The sequence below is a fragment of the Paenibacillus sp. PL91 genome, assembly GCF_012935325.2.
Lineage (GTDB): Bacteria > Bacillota > Bacilli > Paenibacillales > Paenibacillaceae > Pristimantibacillus.
Genome location: NZ_JABBYG020000006.1, coordinates 388,490 through 409,711, shown reverse-complemented (window position 1 = coordinate 409,711; position 21,222 = coordinate 388,490). Strand labels below are relative to the sequence as shown.

Annotated in this window: 18 protein-coding genes and 1 pseudogene; all 19 read right to left on the bottom strand. The window is 47.7% G+C overall.

Translation table 11 applies throughout. The features are described 5' to 3' along the window. Nucleotides 1-27 precede the first annotated feature (27 nt). The 19 genes and pseudogenes from HI950_RS17000 to HI950_RS16915 all read right to left on the bottom strand — a co-directional run bounded on the left by HI950_RS17000 (nt 28) and on the right by HI950_RS16915 (nt 21,085). The gene (locus HI950_RS17000; RefSeq protein WP_169089821.1) at nt 28-1,956 is read right to left on the bottom strand and encodes a 3'-5' exonuclease; all 1,929 of its coding nucleotides are present in this window, start codon (nt 1,954-1,956) and stop codon (nt 28-30) included. A gap of 163 nt (nt 1,957-2,119) precedes the next feature. Beyond that, a complete protein-coding gene (gene hutH / locus HI950_RS16995; protein ID WP_169089819.1) occupies nt 2,120-3,652 on the bottom strand; it encodes a histidine ammonia-lyase in 1,533 nt (510 codons plus the stop codon). A gap of 134 nt (nt 3,653-3,786) precedes the next feature. Beyond that, nucleotides 3,787-4,635, bottom strand: coding sequence for a class I SAM-dependent methyltransferase (locus tag HI950_RS16990; protein ID WP_169089817.1), 849 nt, complete (start codon nt 4,633-4,635; stop codon nt 3,787-3,789). 6 nt (nt 4,636-4,641) lie between these two features. Then, nucleotides 4,642-5,436 (bottom strand): polysaccharide deacetylase family protein, encoded by a 795-nt coding sequence (locus tag HI950_RS16985; RefSeq protein ID WP_187768107.1) that lies wholly within the window; start codon nt 5,434-5,436, stop codon nt 4,642-4,644. A gap of 118 nt (nt 5,437-5,554) precedes the next feature. Next, nucleotides 5,555-6,478 (bottom strand): patatin-like phospholipase family protein, encoded by a 924-nt coding sequence (locus HI950_RS16980; RefSeq protein WP_169089813.1) that lies wholly within the window; start codon nt 6,476-6,478, stop codon nt 5,555-5,557. A 103-nt stretch (nt 6,479-6,581) separates the two neighbouring features. Beyond that, the gene (locus HI950_RS16975; RefSeq protein WP_169089810.1) at nt 6,582-7,976 is read right to left on the bottom strand and encodes an amidohydrolase family protein; all 1,395 of its coding nucleotides are present in this window, start codon (nt 7,974-7,976) and stop codon (nt 6,582-6,584) included. Between the two features lie 204 nt (nt 7,977-8,180). Continuing rightward, nucleotides 8,181-8,897, bottom strand: a complete 717-nt coding sequence (locus HI950_RS35870) for a galactose-binding domain-containing protein (protein WP_317618390.1) — start codon at nt 8,895-8,897, stop codon at nt 8,181-8,183. After that, nucleotides 8,874-10,028, bottom strand: a pseudogene (locus HI950_RS35865) (family 8 glycosyl hydrolase); the annotation flags it as partial. The gene HI950_RS35870 and the pseudogene HI950_RS35865, both read right to left, overlap by 24 nt. A 744-nt stretch (nt 10,029-10,772) precedes the next feature. Beyond that, nucleotides 10,773-11,645: a glycerophosphodiester phosphodiesterase gene (locus HI950_RS16965; RefSeq protein ID WP_169089808.1), complete on the bottom strand. Its 873-nt coding sequence runs from the start codon at nt 11,643-11,645 to the stop codon at nt 10,773-10,775. Nucleotides 11,646-11,830: 185 nt separating this feature from the next. Continuing rightward, nucleotides 11,831-12,703: a glycerophosphodiester phosphodiesterase gene (locus tag HI950_RS16960; protein WP_169089807.1), complete on the bottom strand. Its 873-nt coding sequence runs from the start codon at nt 12,701-12,703 to the stop codon at nt 11,831-11,833. Nucleotides 12,704-12,746: 43 nt separating this feature from the next. Continuing rightward, a complete protein-coding gene (locus HI950_RS16955; RefSeq protein WP_169089806.1) occupies nt 12,747-13,487 on the bottom strand; it encodes a glycerophosphodiester phosphodiesterase in 741 nt (246 codons plus the stop codon). Nucleotides 13,488-13,514: 27 nt separating this feature from the next. Beyond that, nucleotides 13,515-14,315 carry a carbohydrate ABC transporter permease gene (locus HI950_RS16950; protein WP_317618389.1) on the bottom strand — a complete coding sequence of 267 codons (801 nt, stop codon included), beginning with the start codon at nt 14,313-14,315 and terminating at the stop codon, nt 13,515-13,517. A 135-nt stretch (nt 14,316-14,450) separates the two neighbouring features. Next, entirely contained in the window at nt 14,451-15,323 is an 873-nt protein-coding gene (locus HI950_RS16945; protein WP_169089804.1) for a carbohydrate ABC transporter permease, read from the bottom strand. 1 nt (nt 15,324) lies between these two features. Beyond that, nucleotides 15,325-16,395 carry an ABC transporter ATP-binding protein gene (locus HI950_RS16940; RefSeq protein WP_169089800.1) on the bottom strand — a complete coding sequence of 357 codons (1,071 nt, stop codon included), beginning with the start codon at nt 16,393-16,395 and terminating at the stop codon, nt 15,325-15,327. Continuing rightward, entirely contained in the window at nt 16,349-17,260 is a 912-nt protein-coding gene (locus HI950_RS16935) for an HAD family hydrolase (protein WP_169089798.1), read from the bottom strand. Before HI950_RS16935 ends, HI950_RS16940 begins: the two co-directional genes overlap by 47 nt. Nucleotides 17,261-17,354: 94 nt before the next feature. Further along, nucleotides 17,355-18,686 (bottom strand): ABC transporter substrate-binding protein, encoded by a 1,332-nt coding sequence (locus tag HI950_RS16930; protein WP_169089796.1) that lies wholly within the window; start codon nt 18,684-18,686, stop codon nt 17,355-17,357. 216 nt (nt 18,687-18,902) lie between these two features. Next, nucleotides 18,903-19,532, bottom strand: a complete 630-nt coding sequence (locus HI950_RS16925) for a glycerol-3-phosphate responsive antiterminator (protein ID WP_169089794.1) — start codon at nt 19,530-19,532, stop codon at nt 18,903-18,905. Between the two features lie 19 nt (nt 19,533-19,551). Further along, nucleotides 19,552-20,400: a metallophosphoesterase family protein gene (locus HI950_RS16920; RefSeq protein ID WP_223285325.1), complete on the bottom strand. Its 849-nt coding sequence runs from the start codon at nt 20,398-20,400 to the stop codon at nt 19,552-19,554. A 208-nt stretch (nt 20,401-20,608) separates the two neighbouring features. Then, nucleotides 20,609-21,085 (bottom strand): GNAT family N-acetyltransferase, encoded by a 477-nt coding sequence (locus HI950_RS16915; RefSeq protein WP_169089792.1) that lies wholly within the window; start codon nt 21,083-21,085, stop codon nt 20,609-20,611. Nucleotides 21,086-21,222 lie beyond the last annotated feature (137 nt).

Here is a 21,222-nt window from a genome sequence, read left to right as displayed (position 1 = left end):
CTTTTCTTTTTAGACTGAAACGCTGCTTCATCCCATCTTTTTCACGGAATGCTTTTGCTCCTGACGCTTCTGCTGAACCTCGTCCAAATAAAGCGTAAACTTCGAATCCCCGCTATAAGAAATATAAAGCCAGTCTAGCGCACGCGTCATGGCGATATAAAACAGCGATACCTCGCGTTCCTCAACCTCTTCAAGCGAAAAAGGCATATTCTCGGCATTTACGATAAAGACGGCGCGGAAATCAAGCCCCTTCACGCTATCAATATCCGATACGTTAATCGCATCAACGGAACTATCGAATTCCTGATTGGCATCCATATTGTCCGTCATCCAATTCACCTTCAGCCCTTGCCCCTGAAGCGCCCGGCGGATCGAGTCCGTGTAGGAGGAATAATAGTTGTTTTTTACACGGTACAAGATGACCATCTCGGATAAAGGAACCTTATGTTCGTTTTGCAAATACCGAATTTGCTCCGTTACGGCCCGCAGCTCCTCCTGAAAGCTGGCGGATCGGCTCAGCGACGGCTCCTGCCCCATTCTCCGAGTGCTCTGAGGAGGGATAATCTCCACCCCTTTTGCCGAGCCTAGCTTCACCTTGTTCTGGAACAGCGAATGCCGCTGATAGAAATCCCATGCAAACTGGGCAATCTGGGCCGTATTGCGGTAATTAATAGAAAGAATACGCGACCGACCGCGAAAATCCAGCCCCGTGTCCTGCAGCAAGCTCGACTTGCGCTTCATAAACGTTTGCGCCCGATCCTCTACCAGCAGCAGATTTTGCGTAACCGGATTAAGCAAGTAGCTAAGCAGCTTTAGCCATTCCGGTTGAAAATCCTGTCCCTCGTCGATCAGAATCGCTTCATAAGTAGGAAAGATCGCTTCCTTCTTCGCAAGCTTGCCGATGAGTGAGGGGATATCCGTATCCCGGGCATTCAGCGCTTTTTTCAGCCATTCATGAAAGTTATAGACTTCGACGTTTTGCTGGCGAGGCTTGCCTTCTTTTTGCTCCTCCAGCCTAATCCAGTCCAGCAGATCCTCCGGTTCTTCCATCCTCCGGTCGATCGTTTGCCGAAGGCTTTGCGATAAGGCGATGCTGCTGCAAAGGACAAGAATTTTCCAATCCGGATGATGATTCGCAAGATGCTTGGCACGGCTGGCGAGGACAAGCGTTTTCCCGCTTCCTGCCACGCCGCGAATGAGCCGGTGGCGATCACCGAGCTGTTCTGCCATATTTTCCTGATGCAGATCCAGCACCTTCATATTTTGAAGCGAAAGCACAAACTGCTCCTGATGCTTCTGATTACTCGGCTGGCGAAACTCTGCGCTGATCCTCGCCTCAGGAATGAGGTGATTGCGAATAGATCTAATTTCCTCTTGCGATAAAATGTGACGCTTGCGGCTCCATGCTGTGAACATGCCTTGGATCTTTTCAATCAAGGAATCGGCAGTGAAGCCCTCATCATCCGAATCGATCTCGTCACGGCATAGCACAAATTGCTGTGCAATGACATCGTATAAGCTATATTCGATAAAGTCGCTCAGCTTCATCCGTGTAAAAGCCGTTCCAAAGCCATGCGGGAATTTTAACTCTCCTTGAAATTTGCCTTCCCGTTGAACGAGGCTGTCGTCCTTCTTAAGCTCGCCCACCACATGCCGCATGCTCTCCCTAGCTTCTTGATAAGGGTTCATAACGGTTTCCATTTGTCCGCCCGACCCATGCAGCAGCCACTCATCTCGGCCAACCTCGAATAAAGCAGATCTCGTATAATCCTTCACTTGCAGAACGACTAATCCTAGATCGGGGCCTATAATGACAAAGTCAGGCCGGCTCCCCTGAATCTCTGGCTCAAAATAAACCACATAATCGCTCGGCAAATGATCCTTCAGCGTCCGAAACAATAGCCGTTCCCCGGCAGTCGCGCTCGTCCGAATAACCTCAGGAACCATATAAGCCATCCTTTGTCACCTCCAGTTCGATTTTCTTCGTTCTTTTAAGTATAAACGATCTTTGGGGGATTGGTATGAGAAAATAGGGAAACAAAAGAATAAAAAAAGAGGCGCAGCCTGCTTCGGCTCGCCCCTCTGGTGCATCTTTCCAAAACGCAGAACTCCGCATCTGCTATTCGATCGGGATGACGGAAGCCATTACTTCGAATACATTCGTATTTCTCATCCATTCAGAGATGATGCGAATATCGTTAGCTAATACGCGATCTTCGTCCAAAAATTCCACATGCTCGCGACATCTGTCGTAGATCCATTTTGTTCCCTTTCCAAGATATTCCGGACCTCGAAAATCGACGGCTTGTGCAGCGCATAGAAGCTCGATGGCAAGCACCGAATAAGCATTGAGTACGATTTGATTCGCTTTACGAGCTGCGATCGTTCCCATACTGACATGATCTTCCTGATTGCCCGACGAAGGAATAGAGTCTACGCTGGCAGGATGTGCAAGCGATTTATTTTCAGAAACGATCGAAGCAGCCGTGTATTGGGCAATCATATAGCCAGACTGAACGCCTCCGTCCTTCGCAAGAAATGGAGGAAGCTGCTCATTCAAATGCGGATTTACGAGTCTTTCGATTCGTCGTTCTGAAATATTCGCGAGCTCAGATGTGCTAATGGAGAGATGGTCCATCGCGAGCGCAATCGGCTGGCCGTGGAAATTCCCGCCAGATATAACGCGACTCTCGGCTGCGAAAATAAGCGGATTGTCGGTTGCAGCGTTCATTTCGATTGCTACCTTCTCTTGGATATATCGCAGGGCGTCCCGGGTTGCTCCGTGAACTTGCGGAGCACATCGAATAGAATAAGCATCCTGAACGCGCAATTGACCTTGGCTTGTTATCAGCTGACTTCCGAGCGTCAAGCGCCGGATATTTTCGGCTGATTGTCCCTGCCCAAGGTGAGGGCGAATCGCATGGGTGAGCGGCTCGAAAGCATCGCGGATGCCTCGAAGCGCCTCTGCCGTTAACGCGGCTGTACAGTCCGCCCATCTTGATAAATTTATAGCATCAAAGCAAGCAAGCGCGCCGATACCCGTCATCACCTGCGTACCATTAATCAAGGCAAGGCCTTCTTTGGCTTCTAGCACGATTGGCTGTAAGCCGGCTCTCGCCAAAGCCTGATTGCCAGGCAGACGTTCATTCCGATAATAAGCTTCACCCTCGCCAATCAGCACGAGAGCCAAATGAGACAAGGGCGCTAAATCCCCGCTTGCGCCGAGCGAGCCTTGCTCGGGGATGACCGGCGTTACTCCAGCATTCAGCATCTCGACAAGCAGCTGAACAACTCCCGGCCTGATCCCGGAGTAGCCCAGCGATAAGGCGTTGATGCGCAGCAGCATGGTCGCTCTTACCGTTTCAACCGCTAGCGGCTTTCCAATGCCGCAGGCATGACTTCGTATAAGATTTAGCTGCATGCGCTTCGCATCGTCCGGCGAGATATAGGTATCGCTGAATTTCCCAAAGCCGGTCGTCAGCCCATACACCACCCGCTTCTCACTAAGCAGCTTTTTGACATACTCCCGGCTGAGCCTCATCTTCTTGAAGCCATCTTGACTTATCTTCACTCTCGCCATAAAGCGGGCTACCCGGATAACATGGTCAATCGTCATCGTTCCTCCGTTAACGAGCACTAGCCTCTCGCTCATAGCTCCCACCTGCTTTTCGAGTAATTAAAAAAACCAATACCCTCGTCGTTAAGGTACCGGCTTCTAATCACTAAACATTAAACAATGAATACGAATTGAACGTTGGCGATGTACATCACGATCGATCACTTTAATTATATGTTTGCAGTTACCGCGAAATACACGGGCAGTATCCCGAATTTCAACCACTTTTTCGATGTATGCACGTTAATATCTTTAAATCCTGCATCTTTCAGCTTTTTCTTAACTTCCTTTGTGAATAGAAAATGTGCTTGTGAGCGAGAGAAGTTATGATCCGAGCTGCTCGAATAAAAAAGCTTTTGAACAGCATACCTGATAAGTTTTGTTTTGAAAATTCCCCTTCTCGAGAACAAATAATCAAATATATATCCTGAGCCATGAACGAGCAAAAACACCTTCCCATTCGGGTAGAGCACACGGTACATCTCTTTCAGCACCTGTTCGGTATCTAGATATTGCAGCGCCACTCTGCACACCACAAAATCGACGGAATGTCGCTCAAGCGGTATGTGATGGGCATCTGCCACCTTCGCAACAATTTTGCAATTAACATCGTTCATTTCTTCAACAAGCGCTTCTATCAGCTCTATCTGATTTTCGTTAGAATCAAATCCATATATAATGTCTGGTCCGTTTTGGAGTAGAGAAACGATCGTCGCCCCTCCGCCACAACACAAATCCAGTATGCTTTTTCGATTTTTGGCTTCTTTCAAAAGAAGGGTATCAAAAAAATCAGGATCATAAACCTGCCTATTGTGTTCATAACAGGCATAACCAAATGGTTCATCCATAATCTTCAGATCATGGGATACAACACCGTGCGAAATCATAGCATTCATTTCCTCCGCAGTCGGTCGTTGAATGCTTGTTCTACTCATGCCATTTTCTCCGCAATAGAGATACGCTGCACTTTCCAGCAGCCGTTTATTAACAATAATCTTCGCTTTTATTTTTATGCTCAATTCATTCTATCCCCCAATTTGAGGATAATATTGGCTTATTGAAGTGCATTTAAAGTCAGACAGCAAGCTTTGTATTTTTGTATAGGTATCCCCGAGCCCATAATATCTTCTAATGCTATTTGCCCAAGAAGTATTAAAGATGCGAGGCTGATCTTGATCTAAATCATAAGGATGAATATAAAATACAAAGGAACCGTTATTTCCAATAATTCTGCTTGCTCCTAAATGAAAGTAACGATATGGATATATACGGAAATAACCGCCTCCGCCCCATGGGAAATTGACTCCAGCCAAGCGATTTACAGGCAACGGTATTTCCCATAGCTCCTCTTTTATTTTAAAAGAATGAGAAACGGATGCATCCAAATTGAATTTGGAATAGAGATTGTTATACGTATTCGGAATAATGCTTGAATCGTATGAAAAACCTTCTTCTATTAAAATCTCGAGCGCCCACTCCGTCATTGAAAAACAAGGTGCCCGATATCCATACACTTTTGAACCTATTAATTGTTCTAAGATGTCCTTTGACATTTGAATGTCCTCTTTAAATTGTTGGGGAGTTTGCTGATATACCAACCGATGGGAATAGCCATGCGAGGCTATTTCGTGGCCTCTTCGATGGATTTCTTTGATCAAATCCGGCCTTTTTTCTGCGATCCACCCCAAGACAAAAAAAGTCCCGATCGAATCATTTTCATCCAGCAGGTCCAGGATTTGATGAATAGGCTGCTCAAGCCTTAATTCGTAGCCCTCCCAGTTAGAGAGAGACAATTGCGGGCTGCAAAACCAATCCTCCACATCAACGGTGAATGCCATTCTCATATATATCCCTCCCCTCTAATCTATTATTCATCAATCCCTATCATATGGCAAGATTTGTATGACGAGGAAAAATTCCAACTGGATTTCATGCAATCTAATTACGAGATACACGAAATTCCTCAACATACTTCTCATAATCCCACTCCGCCAAAAACTTCCGTGCTGCTCCTTGTCCAGACAGAAATAGCATCTCCCGGTCCTGAGCGCTCAGCCCAAACTGCGTAGCGCCCACTCCACCTGTCGGGATAAAAATGGTTCGGCTTTCGGAATGGCTGTCCACATGGCGCTGGTCATGGGCTTTCAGCATCGTTTGGAACATGGCACGAAACATGGAGATGGGACCGCGAATGTCATACAATGAGGCTTCCGTCTGTTCGCCTAATAGCCGGAATCCGAACGTCGGCCAATTCGGAATTCCGTCTACGTCAAAGAGCCAGATGGGATAGTTGCTGAGGAGCCCTCCATCGAGGATATAGAACGGTTTCCTTCGTAGCTTTGTCTTTAATCGGTAAGGCTGAAAAAAGTAAGGAAGCGTCGTGCTCATTCTAACCGCGGCAGCTATGGGGAACTCTGAGGGGGAAATAGCATAGCGCGACAAATCGTCTGGCAAGACCAGCATCTTTCCGCTGCTAATGTCGGAAGCAATAATTTTCAGCCTTCCTTCCGGCAAATCACCAAAGGTAGACACCCCTTTTTGATTCAGCCAGTACGTTAACCTATCCTCTAGCGGTGTGTTTAAGTATATGCCTGAACGAAAAAGAACAGGGAGCGCCGTCCCGACAATCGGTAAATAATGAACCCACGTTTTTCCTAGCAAAAGAGAATAATCGAGCGTATTCATAATGTCTATTAATTCGCTGGCATTATACCCGCAGGCCAGAAGCGCAGCAACGACGGATCCTGCGGAGGTTCCCGCTAAGCGCTCCCACTGGTATCCGCTTGCCTCCATTTCTTGTATAGCGCCAATGAACGCAATTCCCCGCACTCCCCCGCCTTCAAAGACAGCATCCGCTTTCATAAACGTCTCTCCTTCCAGCCCCCAGGAGTTATACAAACGTTCAATGATTTTATATATACATATAAGATTTTATCGAAATCATGTATGAAAAAGGCAGCTATCGTTACCTCGCAAAAGCTGTGCATTGTAATAATCGTGTGATCGATTCGTTCGATTTCCTCATAACCTCGTTTATATCCATGGTGAGCAATTGACCATCCTTCATGACGATCCGGCCGTTTACCATAGTCAGAACCACATCCGAAGATTTTGCCGAGTACACAATCCGTGCATAAATGCTTTGTTCGGTATTCACTTGAGATTCATTCGGCCACGTATGCGGCTTTCTCAAATCAAGGATAGCCAAATCCGCCTTCTTCCCGACCTCAATGCTGCCAATCTCTTTCTCTAAACCAAGGGAACGAGCTCCGCCGAGGGTTGCCATTTCGAATGCCTTTTGCGCACTAGGCTGAATCGTGGGATTGATATGAAGACCTTTTTGAACTAAAGCGGCCAGCTTCATTTCTTGAAATGCGTCCATATTGGTATGGTCTGCCGCATTGTCAGCCCCTACACCAATATTGACGCCGTGTTCCATCATGTTCGGAATGGGGGCTATTCCGGAAGCTAGATACAGATTCGCAGTAGGACAGTGCGCTGCATGGGCACCACGCTTTGCGATGATTTTGATTTCCTGATCATTCACGTGAACGCAATGAGCCAAAACAGTCCTAGGGCTTACCAGTCCAACGGAATCCAGATAATCGATTACCCGCATGCCTGTCTGCTTCATAATGATCGTTTGTTCCTCTTTGGTTTCCGCTGCATGTATGTGAACCCGGGCGTTATACTTATAGGAAAAGTCAGCCGTTAGCTTCAGAAGCTTCATCGTGCAGGCCAAGGAGGAAGCTGGGCAGAAGCAGTACCGAATTCGCCCCCCGTCGCGCCCTTCCCATTTTTCAAACAGCTTCAGACTCTCTTCGAATGCGATATAGGTAGGCTCAACCAGATCATTCGGGTCATTCCCCCCAGGGCTCATCCTATCTGTCATTTTTTTCCCCGAGAAGGCACGGATCCCAGTTTGCGCGATCGCCTCGAAGGCGCTATCGGTATAGTGAACGGACTCCATATCGTAGATGGCTGTTGTGCCACCGAGAAACAGCTCCGCAATCCCTAACATACCTGACCAATAATTTGAATCTCTATCATGAGCAGCTTCAAGGCGTAAAATCTCGTCCAGCCATTGATCCAAATTTTTGTCAGCCACCAGATTTCTAAATAGCGTCCGCGTAAGATGGGTATGGGTTTGGATAAGCCCCGGTATGAGAAATTGGCCCTCGGCTTGAATGACTTCGTCAACTTTGTCAGCAATATCGTCCAATTTACCAATAGCTTCAATACGGCTTCCCACAACGAGAATATCCTGATCCACTAGGACGTCTCTACTCCGGTTCATGGTGACAATCGTTGCGCCACAAATTAAAAGGCGTTTATCTACTTCTATTTTTATTCCAGCCATAAAAAAGACCTTCTTTCTTGATCCTTGGTCTTTGTGCCCTCAACCACTTTGATGCATGAAAACAAAAAACGACCCAGTTGCAGTGGTTATGCATACAGGATCACTTTATAATTCCAGTCAGTATATGATTTTTATCACAAATGGTGTTAAAAAAACAAAGCCTGACGGAAGTTTTTCCCGCCAGGCTTTGCTCGTCTTTACAGATTAAGAACCATAAACCTCAAAGTCGAAGAGTGAGTATCCATATGCTGTACCTCTTGCTGTTCCAAGTACTCTTACATATCTTCCGTTTTTGGCTGTAAACGTAATATCATCGATTGCGCCATTGCCGGTTGTTGTTGTAAAAGCATCTGTCCAAGTTGTCGCATCATTGGAGACTTGGATTTTGTAACCTTTACCATAAGCCGCTTCCCAGTTCAATTTCACCCGGTTAACGCTTTGGGTCGTACCAAGGTCCACATAGATCCATTGGTTGTTGCTTCCTTCAATGCTTGCCCATCTTGTCGACGAATTGCCGTCAGTCGCTTTGGAAGCCTCGAAGCCTGCACCTTCAATTGAGCTTGCTACAGTCGTCTTGCCAAGTGCAAGGTTCGTGCCGGTTGAAGCTGCACTTGTCGTTGCATTTGCTGTATTGCTGTTAGCCGAAAGGTTGCCTGCAGCATCAATTGCTTTTACCGTGTAGCTGTAAGCTGTGGATGCCGTTAGGCCTGTGTCGTTGAAGGTTGTGCCAGTTGGTGTGCCAACTTGAACGCCGCCGCGGAATACGCGGTATCCCGTTACGCCAACGTTATCCGTTGAAGCTGTCCAGCTTAAATTAATTTGGCTGCTTGACGCTGCTGATGCAGTCAGGCTAGATGGAGCTGAAGGCGCTTGTGTATCTGAACCGCCGCTGTAGTCTGGTTTCCACCAGTTTCCGGAAATGAAGAGCATGTTAAGCATATTGAAGGAATCGCTAAAGTAAGATTCTTGCTTGTTCTTCATCCAGTCCCAGCCTGCGTTCACCCAGGCTTGGTGAGCGCTGTTTGTTGTAGCTGCCGAAATGAACGGCGATACGAATACCGCAGTAGCATATGAGCCTCTATCATTACCGTTCAATTGATATCCGTCTTTTACGTTATTCGGGTTACCGCTCGTTTTGCCTTTGATCCATACCGCCATTTTGTCAGCGATAGTCTTGCCTCTGGTATCGCCGTACAAAGCGTAATCCATTACAATTCGTAAAGGTACACGGCTTGCATTGTAGTTGTATTCATTGGTTTCAGGGAACTCATCCAAATAGTTTTGTGGAGCTGGTTGAGGTGGGTTGCCTACAACAAAGTCAGAAATCAGACCCGTGCTTGACGAGTAAGAGGCTGTGAATTGGCTGTAAAGGGTATACAGGTTGTTAATGACGTTCAACCAAGTTTGATCTCCTGTCACATCGTAAAACGCTCTTAAATGGGAAAGCATCCAGTCGGAAGGACGAGTGTTCAAAGCACTCTTCGTATCCCAGTCGCCCAGGTTCAGCCTGTTATTTGTAGTCACATTGCTAACTTTGATTCCGTTCGTGATCATTTTTTTGGCTTCTTCCAAATAGTTGATCGTACCCGTCGATCCCCATTGACGATCGGCAAGAATCAAAGAATAAGCAATGTCCAAGTCTCCGTCAGTAGCGGAGTCGAAATGGCCTTGAGCACTCGCACTGTCCGCTACAACCCAACCCATCAGGTTAGCATTATTCGGACTCTTGAAAGCTCTCGCCGTTTTGAACAGACCATCGTAGATCGTTCTCGCATTTGAATCGTAACCTGCCATCAGAACCGTGATGATCATACCATAGCCTTGTCCTTCAGAAGTTCCAAGAGGATTGAATCCGTCAGCACTGCCGGTTATATCGCCTTTCACATAATAACCGCCTGGCAGTGATGCAAGGTTATTTCTCAGATGTGCGGATTTCCAGTAGTCATAATACGCGGCAACCGAGCTATTCATAGAGGCTTGGCTCACATGGTTCGGCTTAATAATGCCCGAGTAGTTAACTTGCTGTGGGAACGGTTTTTGTTCACCTGCGGCATGAGCCTTCGTTTGAAATTTAGCTGGAGCTCCCAGTAGTGTCATAAGCATGGTTAGACAGAGAAGAATAAGACCCAGCAATTTCATCGTACTTTTATTTGATTTTATTGTGTGCAATTAAAATTCCTCCTTTTATTATGCTGCTGCAATGTTCGTTTCTAGTCCCTACAATCTTCCACTTCTTCGACTTCATCCATAGCTCCTTTCCCGTTGATGAAATTGCCAATTAATTTAAGCGCTTTAACTTTCGGGCGAAAAGTAACTAGCCTATGTAAAAAAGGATTGGAGAAGATACTAGCTGCGCATGATGCACGTCTGTATCCGCCAAGTTACTTTGTAACCCCTCATCCTCAATGAGCAACGGCTTCCCACTCATCATGTGAGTAAATGTAACACACTTTTTTTCTCGTTGTCTACTAAAAAATAAAGCAATGAATAACCTTATATTGGAATAAATGTTTGCATGAATAAAACGCTTTCATTTAAACCTGTAATGTCATTGCTCACAGAAAAAATCAAAAAATCCTAATAAATCAATATTTCCAATCAAATAATTTGCTTGCAAAATGGTCTCATGTTAGATAATCCGCCATTTGGCAATTGGGAATCCATCTACGAAAAACAGGTACTTAGACCTGCTTTGTTAATATGCTTCTGCATACTTAATATGGAATGGATTCCGTTATATTTAAATAGGAAACGATCTGAGGAATAACCATCTAGTCGGGTTATGTGATTTCACCATCACCCTGGGTAATCCGTAATAACCCCATCCACTCCCAGCTTCTTCATCCGCTCCATGTCTCCATCGTTTTGGATCGTCCACGCGATCACTTTTCGATTTCGGTCATGGATTGCCTGAACGATCTTCTCGTCAAGCAGCTCATGGGTGTAGTTAATGTATGCCGCATAAGAGGTTAGCTCATCCAGCGTCTCATTCGATAATGGATGTTGATCCTCGTGTATAAGGGCAGCGACAGGAATGTCCGGGAGCAGGTCGTGAATACGACGCGTAGAGTCAAAGTCGTAGGATTGAATGATGATGCCTGCGCTGTTCTTGACTTTCCCCATTCCCTTTATTCGACCTTTACCATCAAACTCAGTATGATTAAGACGAAGCTCGTATCTGCGCACAACGTCTGCCACCTTCTCTTCAATTCCTGGAAACAGCTTTGAATCCTTAATCTCGATGAGCATGCCTATCTTTCCAGCGAATCGATCCATCACATCATGGAATGATAATATTTTTTCGTCCGCATCGTCCGCACTTGCCTCGCTCCCTGCTTTCATTCCTTCAAGCTCGTTCAACGTATACTCGTCCACAGAACCTGAATGCTCCGTCGTTCGATCCACCGTATCGTCATGAATAACGACGAGTTCTTCGTCCTTGCTCAGCTGCACATCAAATTCAATAAAGTCTGAGCCAAGCTTCTCGGCCTCCTCGAAGGCGGCCATCGTATTCTCAGGCGCATAACCGGAAGCTCCACGATGCGCGAAAATTAAAAATCCTTCTGGTGTGTTGGGATTGGATGCAGATACGAACAACGTCGCGCAGCACAGCGCCAACAGCAGCAATCCAATCCTGCGCCAAATATAAGCTGGTTTACGTCTTTCCATCGTTCCACCTCCAAATAGGTTTGCACAACTGCTTACTAATGATATCTCTCGCAAAAACAAGCTCAAGCGCTCGTAGTCTTATTACATTAAACATGCGGAGCGCTGCCCGAAACAAAAAAACGGCCAGATCTGCCTTTCACGAAGGCTGATCTGACCTAATTAACAACTTATTCCGTTCCGAATGCTCACCCCGGAAAATCCGTAATGACGCCATCCACGCCAAGCTTCTTCATACGCTCCATGTCCTTTTCATTACGCACCGTCCATGCCATCACTTTACGGTTACGCGCATGGATATTCCGAACAATATCCTCGTCGAGCAGGTCATGGCTGTAATTAATGTATGACGAATATGATGCAAGCTCATCGAGCGTTTCAGGTGCCAGGGGGTGTTCATCCTTGTGAACAAGTACTGCAACCGGAATATCCGGCAGCAAGGCGTGCATGCGACGAATCGATTCACGTTCGAAAGATTGAATAATGATGGCTGCGCTGTTCCTGCTTTTCCCTACAGCCCGTACTCGCTCCGAGCCCCCAAATCCAGCTACCTGCAGCTGGGGTGCTCTCCGCTTCAAAGCCTCAGCCACCTTCTCTTCAATCCCTGGATAGAGCAGCGGCTCCTTCAACTCGATAAGCATGCCCATTCTGCCAGCGAACCGATCGAGCACCTCTTGAAACGATAATAGGGATTCGTCTGCAAAAATAGCGTTAGAGTAGCTCCCCGCATCCATCCCTTGAAGCTCGCTTAACGTATACTGGCTAACATACCCTGTAAAGGCTGTCGTTCGATCAACCGTAACGTCGTGAATAACGACAAGCTCACCGTCCTTGCTCAGCTGCACATCGAATTCGATGAAGTCGGCGCCAAGCCGCTCGGCCAGCTCGAAGGCAGCCATCGTATTCTCAGGAGCGTAGCCGGATGCGCCGCGATGCGCGATGATGAGAACATCCTCGGCTGTATGGAGATTAGAAGCAGATATGATCAGCGTCGCGCTGCAAAGAAATAACAATGCCAATCCGATCCTGCGCCAAACACTAGTTGCTCTTCGACTGGTCATTGCTCTACCTCCTTCCAACTGAACCGTTTAGCCATCTGATGACTTAGGATGTTACGCGGTCTTCCCGTACAATCCGAAGCAAGCGGTCCGGCGTGTTTGTCGTAATGCGCATATTCGGATATTGCTCTACAATACGGGCAAGGATATCAGATTCGTCGACCGTCCATACTCCCAGATCAATACCATGCTCAGCCATTTCATCGACAAAGTCAGGCGTGACGAAAGCATAGTGCATGGACACGCTCGCAGCTCCCGTGTACCGAAGCTGTTCAACTAGCAGCGTTGGCTTGCCTAAGAAAATAAGCCCCGTCTGGATCGAAGGATCGATCTCGTTCGCCCGCTTCATGGAGTCATGGTCGAAGGATGAGAGTACGACCTCCTCCTGCATGCCGTGACGCTGAATGAGCGCAATCACCTTTTCTTCGATGCCTACATATTCATCGCCCATCGACTTCAGCTCTACATGCAGCTTGCAGCGTCCCTTCGCAAGCTCCAGCACTTCCTCCAGCGTCGGAAGCCGCTCTCCCGCGAACGACGGAGCAAACCAGCTGCCCGCGTCCAATAGGCGCAGCTCATCTAACGTATGCGACTTCACCGGACCTGCGCCGCTTGTTGTCCGATCCAGCGTATGATCGTGAATAACGACAGGAATTCCGTCCTTAGACAAATGCACGTCAAGCTCGATAATGGCGATATCCGGTTCTGTCATGGCCAGCTTAAAAGCTGCGATCGTATTTTCGGGCGCCTCTCCCGACCATCCGCGGTGAGCAACGATTGTTATCATTTCGACTCAATCCTTCCATTCATCTATTTATTTAACGCCGTTATATACAAATGCCTTAATGATTTGACGCTGCGATAGGAAAAATACGACCAATATAGGAGCAACCAGAATCAGGTTGCCGGCCATTAGAATATTCCATGTTGCAACGCCCTCTACTTCTCTAATCTTCGCGATGCCGAGAGGCAGCGTTCTTGCCGTTTCATTCGTCGTCATGACGAGCGGCCAGAAGTAGTCGTTCCAATGGGCAATGAAGCTGAATAAAGCAAAGGTAACGAGCACCGGCTTCACCATAGGCACCATGATCTGAAGAATGATTTTCCACTCGGCTGCTTGGTCAAGCCTTGCCGCTTCGAGCAATTCATCCGAAATTTGCATGAACGCCTGCCGCAGCAGGAAGATGCCAAAGGCGCTCGATGCGAACGGAAGTATGAGTCCGAGATGGGTATTAAGCAGCTTGAAGGCGCTTAGCTCCAAGTAGACCGGCAGAAAGATCAGCTGAGCAGGAATCATCAGCGTTACCATGACAATACCAAATAGAAATTTGGAGCCTCTGAACTTGTATCTAGCAAAAGCATAAGAGGCAGGAATAATCGTCAGCATTTGCAAAATAAGGATGCCAACTGCGATAACGACACTGTTTACGAAATAACTGAGAAACGGCCCTGTATTCCAAGCATCGGCGTAATTTTGCCAAACCGGGTTCCGCGGAATCCATTCCGGCGGAAAGATCATCGTCTCCGGCAGCGTCTTGAGCGAGGTGGAGAGCATCCATACAAACGGCATAGCGAAAATCAGCACCAGCGCCAGCAGTCCAACAACATTAAGCACGCGGAGCGCGACCCAAAGCGCTTTTTTCCAAAACGCTTGTTTGCTCCGTATGATCGTCCATTTCTCTTCAGCAGCAGCCCCGATAGGCTTGCCGCCGATCGTACGGTTTATAGCTTTCAAGAACTTCATTCCTCCCTAACGGTAATGAACGCGATTGGACAGCAGCTTAAAGTACACCATCGTTAAAATCCCTACGATAACCAGCAGGATAACACCGGCAGCAGAAGCGTATCCGATCTTAAAGAAACGGAAGCCATACTCATAGATGTAATAAACAAGCGTATTGGTCGAGTTGACCGGGCCTCCCTGCGTCATAATGGCGATGGTCTCGAACACTTGGAACGATCCGATCATGTTGATGATGACAAGGAAAAATATGGTCGGCGACAGCATCGGCAGAATCAGCTTCGTGAAGGTCGTCCAAGGCTTGGAACGATCCAAGGACGCTGCTTCGTAAATATCGGAAGGGATGCTCTGCAAGCCCGCGATAAACACAAGAGCGTTGTAGCCGAGCCCTTTCCAGACAGCTACCATGACGAGCGAGACCAGCGACGTGCTCGGATGGGACAGCCAGTCCAGCTTGCCGAAGCCAACAAGGCCGATCAACCAGTTCAGCAGCCCGTATTCGGGGTCCATCAGCCAGCTCCACAGCAGCGAGATGGACACGAGAGATATAATATGCGGACTAAAGATTGCCCCCTGCACGAAGCCATGGAAGAAGCCCTTTCGGTTCAGCCACAGCGCAAGCAGCAAAGCGAGTCCGGTCGTAAGCGTCACCGTCAGTACGGTGTAGATCGTCGTATTTGCGAGCACCTGCCGGAAATCCGGCTCCATTAGCAGATCCTTAAAATTCTGGAAGCCTACAAACGTCTTGGTCGGGCTGACAAAATTCCAATCGAACATGCTTAAATAGATCATGTAAAAAATCGGATAAATAAAGAACAAACAAAAAATGATAATGGCCGGGGCAACCATCCCATAGGGCCGCAGCTTTTCCCATACGGTCATGTCAGATCCCTCCAGCAGCAACAAGACTTCTTGTGCTGACCTGAATGTCGCGAAGCCTTTCCCCGCTCAGTCCAAAATAATAGAGATGGTCATGCGGAACCGTAACCTTCACATGTTCGGCGGTCTCAAGGGGAGAAAGGAATGCTTTGACAAAAAAGATGCCCGTCCGCGATTTGATCTGGTAAATATGCTCCGCCCCCAAGCTTTCGCGGGTTAAAATCTCGCCTTCTAGGACGTAGCCCTCGATATCCGCGCTAGCATTGAGGAGCGCTTGCTCCGGACGGAACCCTACATAGCCGATGCTTGCAGCCGTCAAGATATCCAAGCCCCGCACATCCGACCCATTTATCATGTTCATAGCCGGTGTTCCGATAAATTCCGCGGTAAACAAGTTTGCCGGATCGTGATAGAGCTTCATAGGAGAGTCGGCCTGCTGAATGACCCCCTTGTTCATCACGACAATCTCATCCCCCATCGACATCGCTTCCACCTGATCATGCGTCACATAGACAAAGGTTGTTCCAAGCCGTTTGTGAAGCTGAATAAGCTCCGTTCTCATCTGGTTGCGCAGCTTCGCATCCAAATTGGACAGCGGCTCATCAAGAATGAATACCTTCGGCTTCTTTACCATCGCCCGAGCTAGGGCAACCCGCTGCCGCTGGCCTCCGGATAAATGCTGCGGCTTCTTGTTTAGATGCGGCGCTAACCCCACAATCTCCGAAATGTCCATGATCAGCTTCTCGCGCTCGCTTTTAGGAACGCCGCGGTTTTTGAGGCCAAATTCGATGTTGCCGCGTACGGTCATCGTTGGATACAGCGCATAGTTTTGAAAAACCATCGCAACATCCCTAAGACCCGGCGCCGTATCGTTCACGCATTTGTCGTCGATCCATATCTCTCCGGCAGACTGCCTCTCCAGACCGGCTACCATCCGCAGCGTCGTCGATTTCCCGCAGCCCGACGGCCCGACAAGCACCGTGAACGATCCATCCTTGATCGTTAAGTTCAAATCTTCAATTACGGTTTCATCCTTGAACTTCTTGCTTATATGCTTCAGCTCGATCTTCGCCATAAGGTATCGGCCTCCTCGTAATGGATTCCTGAATCGCACGCATGAGCTGCGCCAGCTCATCCAGCGTCTTTAACCGCAAATCCCAGATTTCCGGGTCACTGCTTTCATAAGGGGAAATAAAGCAGGTTCTGCCGCCCCTTCGCTTGACCGGATGCAGGTCATTCCACGGGTTATCGCCAATCGACAATATTTCATGCGCCTGAAACCCCCGCTCCAGCAGTGAAGTTATATAGTTATCCATGCCTGCCGGCTTCTCCGCGCCGCAATGCACTTCATCGAACAAATGGTGTATATTCATGTAATTCAGAAACTCGATTCCGGATTCCAAATACGTATTAGTCATAACAATTTTTTGCTTGACGGCAGTGAGCTCCTCGATAGCTAGAAGCAAATCGCCATGCAGCTCGAAATGATGAGGCGCGAGGATCATCTCCTTGCGGACCCGCTCGAATGCCGATTGCAATTTACCTCTGGAAAGCTTGAATCTATGGCTGACGACCGCTGCAATTCCCCACGGATCGCCGATATGAATCAGATGGGGGGCTTGCGAGGACAATCGTCCATATCCATTGGCACGCTCATGAATCGCAGTCCCTTCCCACGTAAAGCCTTGAATGAAGCTATCGTCATGCCGAACCAATACCAAATCGTCCTGTGTATGATAGAAATGACCGAATTGAAACGGATGCTGCCCCTTCAAAATGTCCCTTACCGCGCTGATGACAGCTACTGTCTCGCGCTCATGCTCTGTTCCCTCAAGCAGATAACGGATATAGCGTTCCATAAACTTGTCTTCCTGGTAGAGCGTACCGTCCATATCAAAAACGATTACTTTAATCTCAGACAACCATTTCTCGTTGTACATAGCGTGTAACCTCTCAGCTCCTATAATTAGAGGGAGAGAGCTCCCGAGCGGGGAGCCATCTCCCTTTCGAACAGCAATCAAGTGCGATGTTTATTTATTTGCTAAGCAGCTTATTGGCTTTCTCCGCCGCTTGATTCAGCGCGTCCTGCGGGGACGTTTTTGGATCGATAATCGCCTTCTGGATCGATTCCTTAATGATCTTAGCGATTTCCGGATAAGCGTTCTCCATCGGACGCGGTCTTGCATATTCCAACTGGTCCACGGCTACCTTAAACTGCGGGTGCTCTGCAAAATGCGCCTTCAGCTCCTCGCTCTCCGCAGCGGATATACGAGTCGGCAAGTAACCGACATGCTTATGCTGGTAGATTGTATTCTCCTTGGACGTCATCCATTTGATGAATGCCCAAGCCGCTTCCTTCTCTTCTTCACTGCTCTTCGAGGTCATGACGAGCTGGCAGCCGCCAGTCGGAACGCCATAGCTTGTGTTAGCGGGCATAAACGCCGTTTCCAATTCGAAGCCATTGCCTTTCGCAATTTCGAGGCTTCCCGTTACGCCAGCGGTGGAGCCAAACTTGAAGGCGGACATTTGATTAGCCCAGTCTTTATCCGCGGTTGCTCCCGCTTCGTCGCCTACAGGCATTTTGATAAGACCTTCGCTGGACAGCTTTTTCCAAAACTCTACCGGCGCCACGCCTTCTGGCGAATTGAATGCAGCTGACTTGCCATCCTCGCTCAGCATTCGTCCACCGCTTTGAGCAACCAGCCCTTCGTAGAACCAGATATCAACCGGTACCGTCATGCCGACCTTTCCCTTCTCCTTCAGGACACGGGAATACTGTTCGAGCTCATCCCATGACTTCGGACCAGCCGGATCAAGACCAGCGTCTTTCAGCATCGTTACGTTTTTGTACAAAATCGGGGTACTGCGCATGAATGGAAGGCCGTACAGCTTGTCGTCCACATAGGCGTTCCCCATCAAGCCGGGATTAAAATCGTCAAGCTGAAGCTCATCCTTGTCTCTCTCCGCATAGGTTGTCAGCTCCTCAAGCATGCCGGAGCGGGCAAATACGCCGGTAGACGCAATTTCGAGGTCGGTTACTGCAGGAGCGTCGCCCGCTGCGAAGGCCGCCTGTACTTTGGCATGAAGATCCTCATAGTCGCCTTGATGCTCGGCAACGACTTCAATTTTGTCCTGAGATTCGTTGAACTCATTGACCATGTGCAGCTTCGCTTCTTCAATCTTGTCGCCGAACGCGTACCAGTATTTAATGACGATCTTCTCCGACGATGCGGCATTCGTGCTCTCCGCTTTAGTCCCGTTGCCTGCTGAGCTTCCAGCGTTCCCTTTCGTGCCATTCGAACCGCATGCCGCCAATACGACAACCATGAAAATTGCGAGCGATAGTGCAGTAAGCTTCTTAACCATTTTCCATTCCTCCACCTTTTCACTGTTTGGAATAGGTCGGCAGCAAAAAAAGAAACCTTAATCCTGCCGAGGACATAAGCGTCCACAGCGGATAAGGTTTCTCCAATACTCCAACCGATTGCTATTTACTTTTCATAATGAATCATAAGCGATGTTTATTAATTCTATGTTATCTCGTTGCAAAGATTATATGAATTTGACTGATTTAAAGTAGATTTATATGATTTGTCTTACTTTCTCCTTGCCTGGAAGAGGCTGTGCGCCTCTCCAAAGCTCGGGCTTGGAGGACGAGATCGCTGTTGCCCCGTATTTCAGGCATTCCTCTGCGTGGCTTTGCTCGTACAATAAGCCGCCGGTAATAATCGGGAGCGAGGTGAATGCCTTCACCTTGCCGATCATGTCTGGAATTCGCGCAGGCATGACCTCAACGATGTCCGGCTCAATTTGGCAAAGGCTTTTTGCAATATTGTCCAGTCCTTCGGTATCGACGAGAAAGAAGCGTTGAATGGTGAGTAAACCCATTTTTTTCGCTGTTTTGACCACATTCGTTTTTGTCGATATAATGCCGGTCGGCTTAATAACCTTTGCCAAGTAATCAAGGCCGTAGTTATCCGTGCTGAGCCCGCCAATCTTCTCTAAATGCAGGAAGATCGGCAGCTGATGCTCCTTGAACACGTCGACGTAGCTTTTCAAGACGCCGATATGGCCTGTTAACAGGAAAATGCCGCTTAATTGGTTGCGCAGCTCTAGCGCGAGCTCAATATGTCTAGGGTCCTTAATCGAAGCGATCATTTTGTGCGCAGCGAGCCTTTTCAAAAAAGCGTCATGATTTATTCCGTTCTTCATCTCGTTCGCCTCCTCGCTTCTAGGTTTGCGGCTGCTCCGCCGTCATCAAGGACACAACAACCTCCCGATCCGAGTCCACTCCTCTTGCATGAGGATTAGGCTTATAGCGCTTCATATGCTGATGCAGCAATGCTGCATGCTTTGCAATCTCAACGTCGGCAATATCTACTGCAGAGATGCGGATCTGCTGCTCCTCGCATTCCACGATTCGAAAGCCGTGCTCATCCAAGCAGGAGGATAGCTGTACAAATGTCCAGTTGTTTTGCGCCACGATGGAATCAACATGCGTGTGACCGTTGAAATAGACGCCAATTCCTTTTTTCTGGTTCAAAATATGCCACATATCGATGCTCGGATGAATCGATCCTTTCTCCATTTCCGATCTAGCCGTCGTGCTATAAACGGGATGATGGCCGAACACTAGCAGCGGTTTAGTCCCGGATAGCTCGACCATTCTAGAGAGCCACTGCAGCTGCTCGTCATCCATCCAACCGCCCCAGTCCTCGATGTCCATCTCTTTGGTCGTATCCAGAAAGACCAGCATCGCTGTCTCTGTATCAATGGCATGATAACGCTGCTGGCCCGTAATCTCCAGCACTTCCCTTCTCGTCTGCGTATAAAGATCATGATTGCCCAGTACATGAATAAACGTTTTATCTTTGCGCCGTACATGCTCGTAGACCTCTTGCAGCTCCAAAGCTGATCCGAAATTCGTAAGATCTCCAAGCGATATATGCAAATCTGCGTCCATATCTAGAAAACTCTCCAGCATGGTGTGATAGAAAACGGTCCGTGCCTCCAGCAATCCCGGAATCGAATGATCGATTTCGTGATAATGCAAATCTCCCATCAGAACTAATCTCATCATTTCTCTCCTCCCGCACATCCTACAAATTTGTAATTCACTTTCCTATGGTATAGGTCAAGTATTGCGTATCGGTTAAATGGGGAAGTAGTTTTTGTAAAGGTTAGTTGAAGCTGCAACGAATAATGTATACAAGCCAACTTCTATCAACGTTCAACGACATACAAAAAAGCCCCGGAGAAGGATCTCTGAGGCGCGTTATTATATAGCATTAATTATAGGTCATCCATGCCGTGCTTCCCAAAACCTCAAACCCCTGTTTAAACCAAAAGTTTCTTGATTTATCCAACGAATACACATACATTTTTTTGTTTGGGTATTTCTCTTTCACCCAATTCATAAAGAATGCCGCATAGCCCTTGCCTTCAAATTCTTTCAGAACATCCAAAGCTTCAATGAATAGGAAGTCCCTCTTGTTTTTGATATCAATATAGAAGTCTTTTTCTAAATACTTCTCATCATCGCTAAAATAATCCGATTCCGCCTTCTGAATTAACTGTTTCCCATTCTCATATTCCCAAATCACGCCGTATCCGACCATTTCCTGATCAGCTTCAAGCATATAGATCTTCTCCGGCAGCTCCGAGCTGTCCTTCTTGCTCAATTCCCCTGCATGATAACCCGATTGTAGTTCACCCAAAAGCGTCTGCATGTCTTGATCAAATGGTTTTGCAACAATTGTAAGCATTTTACGGCTCCTTTTTCTTTTTAAATCGCGTATATGGTCTCCAAAGAAAAAAGCAGGGCGTGATAGCATTCCCTACTTTTCGTTATTTTGATATAGGGCCTCTCATATCCGCAGGCGACTTTAACCATAACCTATTC